This is a genomic window from Bradyrhizobium diazoefficiens (genome assembly GCF_016616235.1).
Classification (GTDB): Bacteria; Pseudomonadota; Alphaproteobacteria; order Rhizobiales; family Xanthobacteraceae; genus Bradyrhizobium; species Bradyrhizobium diazoefficiens_H.
In genome coordinates, this window is sequence record NZ_CP067100.1 from 5,153,538 (window position 1) to 5,167,151 (window position 13,614).

The window sequence follows — 13,614 nt, forward strand, 5'->3', positions numbered from 1 at the left end:
GCTTATCCAGAACCTTGGACGCGAGAGCAATGAAGTCAACGCTATCCTATTCGGCACCTGTCAATCGCGAACAACTGCGGCCGAAGCCTCGAAATAAAGGCGCCATCGCTTGTTACATTGCCCTCCTGGCAATCCTGCTTCCTGGAGGTCTCGTTGCCGTCGATGCGGCTGGCGCCAAACTCACGGTCGGCAGGATCGCCGTCTTGATACTGCTCATCCCGGCCCTTTTTAAACTTACAAAGGCTGATCGTCATTTCATAGCAAGTGACTATCTGGCGGCCTTAACCGGCATCTGGATGGTCGGGGCTGCGGCTCATGTCGGAGGCGACGGCAGCGTGTCATCTGCGGTGGCAGTGTGCCTGGAGTACGTCGGAGGATACTTTGTAGCCCGAGGGCTGTTTTTCGGACCCGCCGTTTCCACATTCATTCAAGTGCTAAAGAAATTCCTGATCGTCGTCGTGCTCCTGGCGCTCGCAGACAGCATCACCGGAAGACTTATGGTGCACACAACTCTGGCCGGAATTTTCCACAGCGCCCCCCTGCTACAGCCTGATTTTCGCGCGGACCTGCTGAGGACTGCATCCACTTTTGACCACCCCATCCTATTCGGCACGTTTTGCACGCTGACCGGCGCATTGCTGATGTCTTACGAGCAGAACCGTGCAAAGCGAACATTGTGGGTGGGGGTGTGCCTTCTTGGATGCATATTATCAATGTCCTCTGCACCTTTGCTGTCGTTCATCGTTGGCATAGTGGCCTTCACATACGAATGCTTCATGAGGAATTATTCATGGCGCTGGAGCGTGTTCTGGTTTGCCGTTGGGGTGGGCATACTGGCGATCTTCTTCGTTGCCAATCATCCGATCGGCTGGATCATCTCCCATCTGACACTCGATCCAGTATCAGGTTACTTCAGGTTGATGATCTGGGATCTGGCTCTAATGAAAATTGACCAAGAACCATGGACCGGATTTGCCTTTAACCCATTGCACAACGAAATATTAGACTACACCGTCGATTGCGTGTGGCTGCAGCTGGCGTTGCGCTTCGGCATTCCCATGATTGTGCTAGTGGTCCTCACCAACATTGCAGCTATTCTGCCGGCCAGGCGAAACGCCAGCAAGGTCGCTAGCGATCCGCTACATTGGGGATTTACGACCGCGCTCGTACTGACGATGCTCACCGGCCTGACCGTTCATTATTGGCACTTTCTTTGGATATTCTGGGGTCTTTGTCTGGGGATTCGCGCGTCTCTTCGCGAGGCATCTATGACCGAATACCGGATGCTCGCGGACGAGCCGATGCCGTTGATGACCTCTGACATTTCCCTACTTCACGCGCGACCATAAGCGCGCCTGAATGAGGCGCGACGGCCCCTCGTGACGGGCTATGCCCGCAAGCTTCCGTCAAATCGGAGAGAACTGCGCTCGCAGCGCGTCCGCCAGCACAAGGGCCGAGCGGGCTTTACCAACTACCGCACGATCATCTGCCGTACCCGATCGGCGGCCGGCCGCAGAAGCCGCCACGCACGACGGCCCAAACGCCGTTTGCAAGCCAGAGCCAACCACGACGGCGTTCCTTCGACCTTTGGGTCGATTTTCAATGCAGCGTCACAAAGCCGATCGGAAAGTCCCGTTGCGCCTTCGTTGAAGGCACGGCTCGCACTTTTCACCGCGTCAAGCGCCAGTTCGTGGACGAACCAGGTCCGAAGCTCATCAACGTTTGCAAGCACGGGAGCGCAACTGCTAAGGAAGACTTCAAATGCCTCCTTTCGTTGCGCGAGATCCTGCTCCGGCGAGTACGTCGTTGACATGTTGGCCGTATGCCGTCGATAAATAGCCTGAGCCTGGTCAATAAATCCGACCTCGGCGTACGCTGCAAATCGCAACCACATGCCCATGTCCCCACTGTGCGTCAGTTGCGCTGAATATCCGCCTACCTTTTTCTGTAGGCTCGTCCGAACCATGACTGTAGGCGCGAGCACGATGTTCTTGGCACGGCTGAGATGGATGAACTCAAGTCCGGATAATATCCGTGTTCCCCGCCCCAAACCTGGGGGAGCAGCGACGTCTTCCCTTCGATCATCCTGTTGTACGATCGCTCGACCAAAAACGAGACCGACAGACGGGTGATCATCCATCAGGCGGGCTGATCTCGCGAGGGCACCAGGCAACAGACAGTCATCCGCAGAAAGCAGCACCATGTAGTCGGCCGCCGCCCAGGCGATTCCTTCGTTGAACGTTGCGATGTGCCCCCGATTGGATGCGTGTTTGAGAACGTTGACCCGCGAGTCCTCGCGAGCCAACTCTTGCGCAACTTCAGCCGTGTTGTCTGGTGACGCGTCGTCGATAATCAGCACGCGCGACGTCACCCCGGATTGCGTCAGAACAGTTTGGACGCAATCTCTTAGAAAATGCCCATACCGATAGCAGGGGATGATGACATCTATGGAGCTCACCGGCGTCCCTCCGTTGCGCGCACGTGGTCTGCTCTCCTCCAACCGATCTTGGGTTGTGCCGGGGCATCGCCGCGTCGTTGCCCGGCCATGATATATTGCTTGACCAGGTGGTGACGAAGGACTCCGAGTGAGAGACAGTCAATCAGCTTCGATTTTGGTCCTTCGATGCCCGCAAGCAAACCATCTGTGACAATCAGATCAGCATCGTTCAGAAGTTCGACGGCCGTTCCTTCGACAAAGAACCTCAAATGCGTACGGTCAAGAATCCCGGAATCCCGATATGTAAATTTCCGCCGGAAGAGCAGCGGCAGCGCTACACTCAAATGCGCGACGTTCGGCACCGAAACGATGATGCGGCCGCCCTCCGTTAGAAGCCCGCTGATCGATCGAAGTGTCCTCCCGGGATCCGGCAGGTGCTCTAGTACATCAAGAAGTAAGACGAGGTCGAACTGGCCCAGGTCGGATGCACAATCATCGATATTGCCGATAACGGCGATATCCGCGTTTTCCTCCAACTCTTCCTTCAGCTCGCGGTTGACCTCGACCCCCACGGTCGTGACGTTCGGATAGATCGATCTCAGCCAACGCAGCGTGTAACCGCCGCCCGGCCCGACCTCCAAGATCCTCGATGCTCCATCTGGCAAGAGCGATCTAATTTCTTCGCGTGAATGCCTGTAGTATTCGGTACGTTCCGAGTCACAAGCGCGACCGTCTCTTCGATTTGTCATAGCGGCTCGCCCGCGTTTCCACCGTTTCTCGTCGAACCTCTGCGTTCATTCGGATCATCCACTCTCTTTGCCAGAGCGACGACATCCGCGGCAAAAAGGGAGAACAAACGATTTTGCTTGGATCCGTTGGCTCGGGTCGAAGCGACTTTCGATGTCCTCTCCATCGAGAGTCCCGACTCGGCACACCAGCGTCGGATTACCGAGGTCGATGTATTGTGAATTCTCGTCGTTTCAAAGCTAAGCCGACCATGGCGCAGCCCACTGCCGCCCTTCCGCCGCCACCGATAACGGACATACGGCCTGTTCGGTGCCGTAATGAGGATTGCCCCTCCTGGCGAGAGAGCATCGGCAAACAGTCTTAGCAAATGCTCAGGACGATGAACGAATTGCAAAACGTTGAGAAACAAGATGCAGTCAAATCTCATTGGGCCAATCTTTGCCCGAGCGGTATCGAAATCTCCTGACACCACCTGAAGCCCACGTGCGGCCGATTCGCTGCTTATGACGTCATCAAGCGGTACCGCTACCACCCGTTTTCCGGTCTCGAGCAACCGAAGTTCGTTAGCGCCGGAAGCTGACCCGATCGACAGGATCCGTTCGGCACTCCTGGGGATCAGGCTCAAGACGTCGTTTCTGATCGGTTCATAGTAATCCTTCGAATACATCTTGTGCCACAAGCTGGTCTCGGTATTCAGCAGCGAACAACGCTTTTGCTCCTGAGAGGCGATCTGCAACAACGCCGATATTTGAGAGCCTAGTTCGTGTTGGTCGACACCAAAACGGCCGATATACTTGTTCGGCAAATGATGCACCCAGAATTGCTCTACGTGCGAGACGGCAATGAGTCTTCTGAACCCGCATTGGGTATACGGGTCAGTGGCGGCGCTGCAGAGAAGATCGTACTCTCCCTCGTGCGGTTCTACCAGGAAGCCGCCTGAAGCAATCGCTTTCGCCAGCTGTTGCCGGGTTAGTATGTAGCAGGCTGAGTGTTCGTTCGTGAAATGGGCGAGCGTATAGCTCCCCCTAACTCTGACCGATTCACAATCCCAGCGGAAATGACCATGCACCTCGGGAAAGTTGCGCTCACCATTCGGACCATATTCAACCCGCAAGAATCCGGCGATCTCGTCTTCGTTCAGGTCAGACTCAACGTCCAGAAACGCGCGGATATTCTCTTCGGTTATTAGAATGTCGTCTTCTGAGTAGATGAACAGATCGTACAAATTGAGCCGCTCGAGGAACAGCTTCTTGTGCAGAAACGGGAGAGACCAGGGATCTTTGGTTGGGAGTCCGACGAGACACTCGACAGCGGGCGGAACGGCCTTTTCGATATTTGAGAGAACCACCACGTCGACATCGAACTTCATGGATCGGTATTCATTGATCACCCGATCCAAGTACCGGTCATTTGCATGGCCGTAGCTGGCGATTGCGACCAGGATTCTCATAGATGTGCCGCACTCATCATTTGGCTATCTCGGCTTTCAGCGCCGCGACAACGCTCAGCAGGTCCGCATCCGTCATCTGCGCGTAGAGGGGCAGCAAGATCGACCTGTCTTGCGCAAGTTCAGATTGACGAAGGTCGTGCCGTTGCCTCGTCTCGGCGTAAGGCTGCTCTCGGTGCGAGCACATGATCCCGCGGCGGCTCGCGATTCCCTTGTCGAGGAGGTTTTGCATGACGATGCGCTGGTCGAGGCGGTCTGGGAGACGCACGCAATAGCTCTGCCAGTTCGATCTGGCCCAACTCGCTTCCGTGGGCAATCGCAGCCCTTCCAGATTGCCGAGTAGCTCGGAATACTTGGCCGCCACCGAGCGGCGCCGCGTCACCAGTTCCGGCAGCCGCTCGAGCTGTTTGCGCCCGATCGCAGCCTGCATATCGGTCATTCGATAGTTGTAGCCGACGAGGACGTATTCCTCGAAAATGACACGCTGCGACCCGTGACGCACGATATCCGGAACGCTCATACCATGCTGGCGCAGCAGCCTGAACTTGCGATCGAGCTCGGCGTCCGCGGTGGTGAGCATTCCACCCTCGCCTGTCGTGATCACCTTTCGCGGGTGAAAGGAAAAGCAGGCAATGTCTCCATGCGGCTTGCCGATCGGTTCCCATACGTCGTTCATCCGGATCTGCGATCCGGCGGCACAGGCCGCATCCTCGATCACGGCGATGCCGTGGCGCCGCGCCACGGCCATGAGCGCGGCCATATCACACGGCATGCCCATCTGATGAACCACGATGATCGCACGCGTGCGCTCGGTGATGGCTTCGGCCAGCCGGGCGCAATCCAGGTTGTATGTCTCCGGATCAATATCGATGAAAACCGGAGTGGCGCCCTGGTATCGGATGACGTTGGCGGTCGCGATAAAGGAGTGGCTGACCGTGATCACTTCGTCGCCGGCGCCGACGTCCAATGCCGCCAAGGCGAGCTGCAGGGCGGTCGTGCAATTCGCGACGGCGCAGGCGTGCGGAGCGCCGACAAGTGCGGCGAACTCGCGCTCGAACGCGGCCACCTGCGGACCTTGCGACACCCAGCCCGACAGCACGGCCGCGCGCGCAGCGTCAGCCTCTTCGTCCGCAAGCAGCGGCGTCGCGATCGGGATCACGATGCCGCCGCCTGCCGCTGATCCGAAGCGAGCTCGCGTTCGGATCGCCACCATTTCACGAGATCGGCGAGGCCCTGCTCGAGCGAAACCGTAGTGCGGAAACCCAGCAAACGCTCCGCCTTGCCCGTCGATGCCAGCCGTCGCGGCACCGGATTGACCGACCGTTCCGGGGCGAATTCGGGCGTCAGGCCGCGGCGTCCCATCACAGTCGCAAGCGCCGTAGCCAGCTCCGTCAGGCTGGTTTCTGTGCCGCTTCCAACGTTGAAGACCTCATCGGTGATCTTTGACCTGGCCGCAAGGATGTTGGCCCGCGCGATGTCGCGGACGTGGACGAAATCCATGGACTGACGGCCGTCACCAAAGATAATGGGAGGCAATCCGGCTTCGAGCCGCTCCATCCAGCGGATCAGGACCTCGGTGTACCGTCCGTGGATGTCCATCCGGCTGCCGTAGACGTTGAAATACCGGAATGCCACATAGTCGAGGCCGCTTACATCGTTGAAGGCCCGCAGCAGCCCTTCGTTGAACGCCTTGGCGGCGCCATAGAGAGTTCGGTTGTTGTACGGATTCTGCCGCTCGGTCGTCGGAAACTCCTCGGCCATGCCATAGACGGATGCCGAGGACGCCGCGATGATCTTCTCAATATCGTGCTTGATGCACAGCTCCAGCAGGTCGTAGGTGGCATCCACCATGACCTCCTTGGCGAGGCGCGGTTCGGCCGCACAATGCGTGATGCGGAGCGCAGCCTGGTGGAACACGATGTCGGCCGCCTTGACCAATGCTTCCATCAGCTTGCGATCGCGAATGTCGCCATGAACCAGCCTCACCGGCCCACGCCCGAGCGCGCGCCGGAGATTTTCAGGCCGGCCTCTGACCATATTGTCGAGGGCAACGATTTCGATGCAGCCCTCGTCGCAGAGCAGATCAACGATGTGGGAGCCGATGAATCCCGCCCCACCGGTGACCAGAACGCGTTTACCCTTGAGATCAATCAAGACGCTCTCCTGTTGTCGGACCATGTCATGACGCTTTGTGGATGCTCCGCTCGGTCGCTGTCGGCTACACCGGGCCACACCGCGCTCCTCAATGTGGCGACAACTTCGGCCGCCTGCTCCGGCAGCAACTCCGGATAGATGGGCAGGGAGAGGAAGTCGCTCGCAAGCATCTCGGTGACGGGGAAATCACCGGCGCGATAGCCGAGTTCCGCATAGGCTCTCTGCAGATGCACCGGAACGGGATAGTGAATTCCGGCGCCGATTCCGGCATCACGCAATCGCGCCAGTGCATCATCGCGGCCCTGCAATCTGACTGCATAGACGTGATAGACGTGACGGGCGTGCCGGGGCGGCCGGGGACGCGCGAATGGCAGATCAGACAGCAGTGCATCGTATCGCTCGGCCAGCGACCGGCGCGCTTCCGTCCAGCGCTCGATGTAGTCCAGCTTGACGTTCAGTATCGCGCCCTGGATTTCGTCCATGCGATAGTTGTATCCGGCGATGACGTGGTCGTATTTCGCCTCCTGGCCCCAATCGCGCAGCAGGGACACGCGGCGCGCGAATTCAGGCCTGTCGGTGACGAGGGCCCCGCCCTCGCCGCACGCCCCCAGGTTCTTGCCTGGATAAAAGCTGAAGCATCCGAGATCGCCGATCGAGCCGGCGCGACGTCCGCGGTATTCCGCTCCGTGCGCTTGTGCGGCGTCCTCGATGACGACCAGGCCGTGACGACGCGCGATCTCCATGATGGGATCCATGTCGGCCATCAGCCCATGGAGATGAACCGGCAGAATGGCTTTGGTTCGAGGTGTTATCGCAGCTTCGATCAAGCCGGGATCCATCGTCCACGTGACAGGGTCAACGTCGACAAACACCGGCCTGGCGCCGCTGTAGAGAATGGCCGCGGTTGTCGCAACGAAGGTCATGGATACCGTGATGACCTCGTCACCGGGCCCGACGCCCGCCGCCAGCAAGGCAAGGTGGAGCGCCGAAGTTCCGGTATTCACCGCGCGGCAATGGGCGGTCCGGCAATAATCCGCAAAGCGACCCTCGAAGGCAGTCACCTCCGGCCCGAGCACATAGTGCCCGCTACCGATGACCCTGGCCACCGCGGCGTCGATTTCCGGCTTGATCTGGCTATATTGGGCTTTTAGATCCAGGAAGGGTATCAAGATTCGAGACCTTGGTTTTGGATCAGGATTATATAAAACAATTAATCGGCGTTACATATTTAATCAAGCATTAAATTCTCGATTATATCGCATTTAAAGTGGCCTGCGAAGCGCCTCTGACGGACCACGATCGCTCGGAATGGCGGCTTCAGAAGCGGACAGAACCCGGGCGGGCACTCCCGCGACAATGGCGCCGGCCGGAACGTCCTTCGTCACCACCGCACCCGCGCCTACGGAGGCCCCCGCTCCGATCGTCACCCCGCACAGGATGGTGGCGTTCGAGCCGATCGAAGCGCCCCGACCGACCCGGGTGCGCTGCAGCGTCCAGTCCGAAGCCTGCTGAGGACGACCGTCCGCGGTCGTTGCCTTCGGATATTTGTCGTTCGTGAACATCACGCCATGACCGACGAACACCTCGTCCTCGATCGTGACGCCCTCGCAGATGAAGCTGTGCGACGATATCTTGCAACGCGCACCTATCTCTGCTCCGGCCTGGATCTCGACGAAGGTTCCGATCCTGCTCTCGTCACCGACGATGCAACCATACAGGTTGACGAGGTCCGGGTGCAGGATGCGGACATCGCGACCAAGCTCGGTGTCCTTTATTGGCATGTCAGTTTCCCGTTTCCACAGTCAGGTAAGTCCCTACAGTACGGAACGCGACGGGCGCAGCCTGGGCGCCATCTCGACGAGACCCGCTGCCGCTTGACGAAGGTGCTGCAGCAGAGGATGCCCTGTCACGATCAGTCCCCACCACCAGCAGAAGGCGGCCACCACAAACGCTGATATGAGGCCTACAACGAAATTGAGAGTTCCTGCCTCGATCAACACCGCACAGGCGGCTACGCCCGAAGCGGTCGCCATCGTGACGACACCGCTCTTCAGCAGGGCCCGGCCAAACTCGCTTGGCCGGAGTGCCAGATTCGGACTGAGATAGTATATCGCCACCGCCGCCTGGAACGGCAATGTCAGCAACGCGCATGCTGCGACTGCCTCCACGCCAAGAAAGGACGCACAAAAGAGGGCAAGAAGCGAGGGGGGCAACGAGATGAAGGACGAGACAAGCGCGTCGCGCACGCGTCCAACTGCCAGGAACACGGGATAGGTCAGACACGCGGCGAACAGCGCCAGATTTGCAAGGCAAAGAATGCGCACCAACGGCACTACTTCCAGCCAGGCGCCACCAAGCCAGATCAAAACGATCGGCTTTGCCATAATCGCCACGAACGTGAGAAATGGCCACTGCACGGCGGAAAGCAGCTGGACCGCGTCCAGATATACGCCCTTCAGATCCGTCCCGGCTGCACGCCTGGACACAATCGCCGGCATGATGATCGGGTTCAGCACCTGCGTGACGAGCCTGTCAAATACCTGGGTCAGGTTGATCGCGCGGCTATAGAGACCGACTGCCGTAAAATCGAGAATCTTCGCAAGAAAGAGCTGGGGCGCAAGGTTGTAGAAGATATTGATGACGCTGACACCGCTGGAGAACAGACCGAATCTGAGGACGTCTCGGTATTCGGAGAGCGAAAGGCGTAGCACGCCGAAATCCCGATACGAGATTAGCAGCATGGCGGTGAGAACGATGCTTCCTGCCACCCCACCCCAGATCGGAGCCATGTAGCTGAAGTTCAATACCGCCAGCCCGATCGAAACCAGCGCAACCGCCATGTTGCTTGCAAGATTGCAGATCGCGAGCGTCCCAAACTGCATGCCACGGCGAAACAAGGCGATTAGCGTTCCGGAGACCGGCAGAAGGAGAAGATTTAGCGCAGAAACCTGGATACCTCGCCTCAGGCTGTCCTGCCCAAAGAGTTGCGATACGACGTCGGCCGAGGCAAACAGAATCGGGGCAACTGCCAGCGAGATCACCCACGTGACAGTGAACGCCGTGCGAATAGTCCCGCGCGACAGCTCATGTTTCTGAATCAGGTAATTCGCCCCGCCAAATTCCTGAAAAGCGGAGGCGATGACGGTGGTAAGCGCATTGACTACCGCAAAGACCCCAAACTCGCTCGGCGTGAGCAGACGCGAAAGCACCGCGGTCGAGACGAAAAACAGCACAAGACCCGCATAGCGGTCCACCGCCGAAAACAAGACCGAACGCTGCACTGAATTCATCGCGACTCCGTCGCTGGGCGCGGCTGGTGAACAGGCACGACCAAACCGCCCATCAAGCCGTGGCCCGAGCCCGCTCCGGTAGCCTGCCCGGCAGCTGCCTGATTGCGACTGGTTTGCCCTGTTCGGCGATGGATCGCGAAGCAGCCTCAAGCACCTCGATCACTCGCAGCCCAGACATTCCGCTGGAAATCGGCTGCGTCCCGGTGCGCACGCAATCGATAAAATGCTCAATCTCGGTCTGCAGTGCCTCCTTGGGCGAGATATGCGGAGCCCACATGTCGCCGGCGCGATAACCGATCCGGAATTGATGTGCACTCTCTGGGGGCCTGTCGAGCGTAATTCCCTTGTCATAGATCTTGATCTTTTCGGTCGGCTCGAGATCGTCATAGACGATCATCTTCTTGCTGCCGCCAATGAACGTCTGGCGCACCTTGACAGGCGAGAGCCAGTTGACGCTGACGTGGGCCACACATGCGTTGGCAAAGAACAAGGTGATATGGGCCATGTTTTCCGGCGAGCCGACAACATGGCACGAGCCCGTCGCCGAGACCGCAACCGGCTCTTCATCGAGGATATGGTGGATGATCGAGATGTCGTGCACCGCCAGATCCCAGATCACATTTACGTCTTTCTGGAACAACCCGAGGCTCGAGCGCGTGCTATCGTAATAATAGACGTCTCCGAGCTCTCTCTTCAGCAACAGCTCGCGAATCTTCTGAACCGCCGGCGTGTAGAGAAAGGTGTGATCGACCATGAAAGTCAGTCCGCGCCGATCCGCTTCGTCGATCAGGCGCGTCACCTGCTCTGAGCTCGTCGCAAGGGGCTTCTCGACCAATACGTGCTTGCCAGCTCTCAACGCCGCCATTGCCAGCTCGTAATGCGTGTGCACCGGCGTAGCGATGGCGATTGCATCGATCGAGGAGTCCTTCAGCAGATCGTCATAATGCGTGGTCGTTGCCACCGCGGGGTATAGCTGTGCTATGGCCCCGAGCCGCCCTGGATCGAGGTCGCTCACGCTGACAACGCGGGCGGCCGGATTCATCGAGAAATTGCGAACGAGATTGGGCCCCCAATAGCCGTAGCCCACGACCCCGATTCCCAGCTGACTATCTCGCATACTGACCTCGATCCATTCGGGGAACTACGATTCCGTCCGTTAGGTGCGCGCCGGCATATCCTGCCATATCCCGCGCGTGTCGATGACGTCGAGGTGCCGGCGCTCCGCTAACGGCACCATTTTAAATTCGTCATGATCGACAAGCAGAACCGCAATTTCGCAGCTGCGCAGGGCTTCATCGATGGTCATGAACGCGACGCGATAATCGGCCAACTGAGGCGGCAGACGGCGCAGATTCGGCTCGACCACCTTGATCCGTTCGCCGTATTTGGCCGCGAGATGCGTGGCAATCTCCAAGGCCGGGCTTTCACGCACGTCGTCGACATTCGCCTTGAACGTCAATCCGCAACAGGCAACGTTCGCATAGGGATGATCGTCGATCAGCGCCTCTGCGTGCTCGATGATCTTCTGCGTCTTGGCGTTGTTCACCTCGCGGCTTGTCCGCATCACGCGCGCAAGGTCGGGGGCTGAGTCGATGATGAACCAGGGGTCGACCGCGATGCAGTGCCCGCCCACGCCCGGTCCCGGCCGCAGAACGTTTACGCGAGGGTGACGGTTGGCGATATCGATCACCTCCCAGACGTTGATGTCGAACCTGTCGCAAATCAACGAGAGCTCGTTCGCAAATGCGATGTTGGTGTCGCGGAAGGCGTTTTCCGTCAGCTTGACCAACTCGGCCGCGCGCGCCGTCGTGCCGACGCAAGCACCGCGAACGAACATCTTGTAGAAGCGTTGCGCACGGCGCGTGCAGGTTGGCGTTATTCCGCCGATGCACCTGTCGTTGTTGATAAGCTCTGTCAAGATCCGCCCCGGCAACACGCGTTCGGGACAGTATGCGACGTAGATCGCTCCATCCTCCCGGCCGTTGACGCCAATGTGCAACTCCGGCCTGCGTTCAACGATCCGCTTTGCGATGGCTTCGGTTGTCCCGATCGGCGATGTCGATTCAAGAATGACGAGATTGCCTGGCGCGAGAAGATCCACGATATTGTCGACCGCGGCGTGAACGCTTGCCAGGTCCGGGCGGTTATCGTGGTCGATCGGGGTCGGCACCGCGATGATGAACACATCCGCCGGCTGCGGCTTTCTCGACGTCGTGAGCGCACCGCTTGACACGACCTTGGAGACGAGACCGTCCAGATCGGGCTCGGCGATGTGAATTTTGCCAGATGCAACGGTGTCGACGATGCGCTCATTTGTATCGATGCCGACCACCTGCAGCCCACGGCTCGCAATCAACGCTGCGGTCGGCAGCCCGATATAGCCAAGCCCAATGACATTTATCTTTTGGAATTCAGGCATCGAGAAGCACCTTCACAATCCGCTCGCTCGCGTGCCCGTCACCGAACGGGTTGTGCGAACGCGCCATGGCAGCATAAGTCTCGTCATCGTCGAGGAGACGAAATGTCTCGCCAACGATCCTGTCGTAGTTGGCACCGACCAGGCGTGCCGTGCCAGCTTCCACCCCTTCGGGACGCTCGGTCGTATCGCGCATCACCAGGACCGGCTTACCGAAAGTCGGGGCCTCTTCCTGGACGCCGCCTGAATCCGTCAGGACCAGGTATGACAACGAGAGCAGACTCACAAAATCCGTGTATTCCTGAGGGGAAATGAGAACGACCCGCGGGTGATCCGACAACCGAGACGCAAACAGGTCTCGGACATTCGGATTCGGATGCACGGGGAGCACCACGGCGACATCCTCCCGCTGCAGGATGGTCTCCAATGCATTCACGATGTTGGTGACGCCACCGCCGAAATTTTCCCTGCGATGGCAGGTCACCAGGATGATGCGCCGATTGCCGTGACGCTTCTTGATGCCGTCCCAGCGGCATGCCAGTCCCGGATCGGACTCGACCATGGCTTTCGCGAGGATGAGAGCGTCCACCACCGTGTTTCCGGTTACGTGAATGCGGTCATCAGCCACGTTTTCAGAACGCAACGCACGGGCCGCGCGTTCTGTCGGGGCAAAATGTTGATCGGCGATCGAGCCGACGATCTTGCGGTTCACCTCCTCGGGCCACGGAGCGAAGATGTCGCCGCTGCGCAGTCCGGCCTCAATGTGCGAGACCGGTATGCGGTGATAATAGGATGCCAATGCACCCGTCATGGCAGTTGCCGTGTCGCCCTGGACAATGACCCTAGTGGGCTTCACCTTTTCGAGGAGCTCGCCGATTTGTCCGAGCAGCCGGGCGGTCAGATGATCCAGTGTCTGATTTGTCGTCATGACGTTGAGATCAAAATCCGGGACCACATTGGCCAACTTGAGGACTTGATCAAGCAGCTGTCGATGCTGTGCGGTCGCGCATATCGTTACGGCGATGTCCTTGTGCTTCTCGGCCTTGAGCCGATTGATGACAGGAAAGAGCTTGATTGCTTCCGGCCGGGTTCCCAGAAGGATGAAAAAATGCTCGCGCACGCT

Annotated in this window: 12 protein-coding genes; 1 reads left to right on the forward strand and 11 read right to left on the reverse strand. The window is 58.7% G+C overall.

From position 1 onward, the window contains the following. Positions 1-29 precede the first annotated feature (29 nt). Positions 30-1,349 carry an O-antigen ligase family protein gene (locus JJB99_RS24710; protein WP_200494881.1) on the forward strand — a complete coding sequence of 440 codons (1,320 nt, stop codon included), beginning with the start codon at positions 30-32 and terminating at the stop codon, positions 1,347-1,349. 122 nt (positions 1,350-1,471) lie between these two features. On the opposite strand, the gene JJB99_RS24715 is transcribed toward JJB99_RS24710, so the two are convergent. The 11 genes from JJB99_RS24715 to wecB form a co-directional block, all read right to left on the reverse strand. Continuing rightward, positions 1,472-2,458, reverse strand: a complete 987-nt coding sequence (locus tag JJB99_RS24715; protein ID WP_200494882.1) for a glycosyltransferase family 2 protein — start codon at positions 2,456-2,458, stop codon at positions 1,472-1,474. Further along, positions 2,455-3,186 (reverse strand): class I SAM-dependent methyltransferase, encoded by a 732-nt coding sequence (locus JJB99_RS24720; protein WP_200494883.1) that lies wholly within the window; start codon positions 3,184-3,186, stop codon positions 2,455-2,457. Before JJB99_RS24720 ends, JJB99_RS24715 begins: the two co-directional genes overlap by 4 nt. Then, positions 3,183-4,553, reverse strand: a complete 1,371-nt coding sequence (locus tag JJB99_RS24725; RefSeq protein WP_246774978.1) for a class I SAM-dependent methyltransferase — start codon at positions 4,551-4,553, stop codon at positions 3,183-3,185. Before JJB99_RS24725 ends, JJB99_RS24720 begins: the two co-directional genes overlap by 4 nt. Before the next feature lie 97 nt (positions 4,554-4,650). Next, positions 4,651-5,790 (reverse strand): DegT/DnrJ/EryC1/StrS family aminotransferase, encoded by a 1,140-nt coding sequence (locus JJB99_RS24730; RefSeq protein WP_246774979.1) that lies wholly within the window; start codon positions 5,788-5,790, stop codon positions 4,651-4,653. Further along, positions 5,787-6,785, reverse strand: coding sequence for an NAD-dependent epimerase/dehydratase family protein (locus JJB99_RS24735; protein ID WP_246774980.1), 999 nt, complete (start codon positions 6,783-6,785; stop codon positions 5,787-5,789). Before JJB99_RS24735 ends, JJB99_RS24730 begins: the two co-directional genes overlap by 4 nt. Further along, positions 6,782-7,954 (reverse strand): DegT/DnrJ/EryC1/StrS family aminotransferase, encoded by a 1,173-nt coding sequence (locus JJB99_RS24740; protein WP_200494887.1) that lies wholly within the window; start codon positions 7,952-7,954, stop codon positions 6,782-6,784. Before JJB99_RS24740 ends, JJB99_RS24735 begins: the two co-directional genes overlap by 4 nt. Positions 7,955-8,047: 93 nt before the next feature. Further along, complete coding sequence (locus JJB99_RS24745; protein ID WP_200494888.1) at positions 8,048-8,566, reverse strand: acyltransferase; 519 nt, start codon at positions 8,564-8,566, stop codon at positions 8,048-8,050. A gap of 33 nt (positions 8,567-8,599) precedes the next feature. Continuing rightward, positions 8,600-10,075, reverse strand: a complete 1,476-nt coding sequence (locus tag JJB99_RS24750) for an oligosaccharide flippase family protein (protein WP_200494889.1) — start codon at positions 10,073-10,075, stop codon at positions 8,600-8,602. Positions 10,076-10,127: 52 nt separating this feature from the next. Further along, entirely contained in the window at positions 10,128-11,192 is a 1,065-nt protein-coding gene (locus JJB99_RS24755; RefSeq protein ID WP_200494890.1) for a Gfo/Idh/MocA family protein, read from the reverse strand. 39 nt (positions 11,193-11,231) lie between these two features. Then, on the reverse strand, positions 11,232-12,494 hold the full coding sequence (wecC, locus tag JJB99_RS24760) for a UDP-N-acetyl-D-mannosamine dehydrogenase (RefSeq protein ID WP_200494891.1): 1,263 nt from the start codon (positions 12,492-12,494) through the stop codon (positions 11,232-11,234). Next, on the reverse strand, positions 12,487-13,611 hold the full coding sequence (gene wecB, locus JJB99_RS24765) for a non-hydrolyzing UDP-N-acetylglucosamine 2-epimerase (protein ID WP_200494892.1): 1,125 nt from the start codon (positions 13,609-13,611) through the stop codon (positions 12,487-12,489). Before wecB ends, wecC begins: the two co-directional genes overlap by 8 nt. Positions 13,612-13,614 lie beyond the last annotated feature (3 nt).

Coding starts and splice junctions, on each gene's coding strand:
- JJB99_RS24710 (WP_200494881.1), top strand. CDS start 30: ATGAAGTCAACGCTATCCTATTCGGCACCTGTCAATCGCGAACAACTG.
- JJB99_RS24720 (WP_200494883.1), bottom strand. CDS start 3,186: ATGACAAATCGAAGAGACGGTCGCGCTTGTGACTCGGAACGTACCGAA.
- JJB99_RS24725 (WP_246774978.1), bottom strand. CDS start 4,553: ATGAAGTTCGATGTCGACGTGGTGGTTCTCTCAAATATCGAAAAGGCC.
- JJB99_RS24745 (WP_200494888.1), bottom strand. CDS start 8,566: ATGCCAATAAAGGACACCGAGCTTGGTCGCGATGTCCGCATCCTGCAC.
- JJB99_RS24750 (WP_200494889.1), bottom strand. CDS start 10,075: ATGAATTCAGTGCAGCGTTCGGTCTTGTTTTCGGCGGTGGACCGCTAT.
- JJB99_RS24755 (WP_200494890.1), bottom strand. CDS start 11,192: ATGCGAGATAGTCAGCTGGGAATCGGGGTCGTGGGCTACGGCTATTGG.
- wecC (WP_200494891.1), bottom strand. CDS start 12,494: ATGCCTGAATTCCAAAAGATAAATGTCATTGGGCTTGGCTATATCGGG.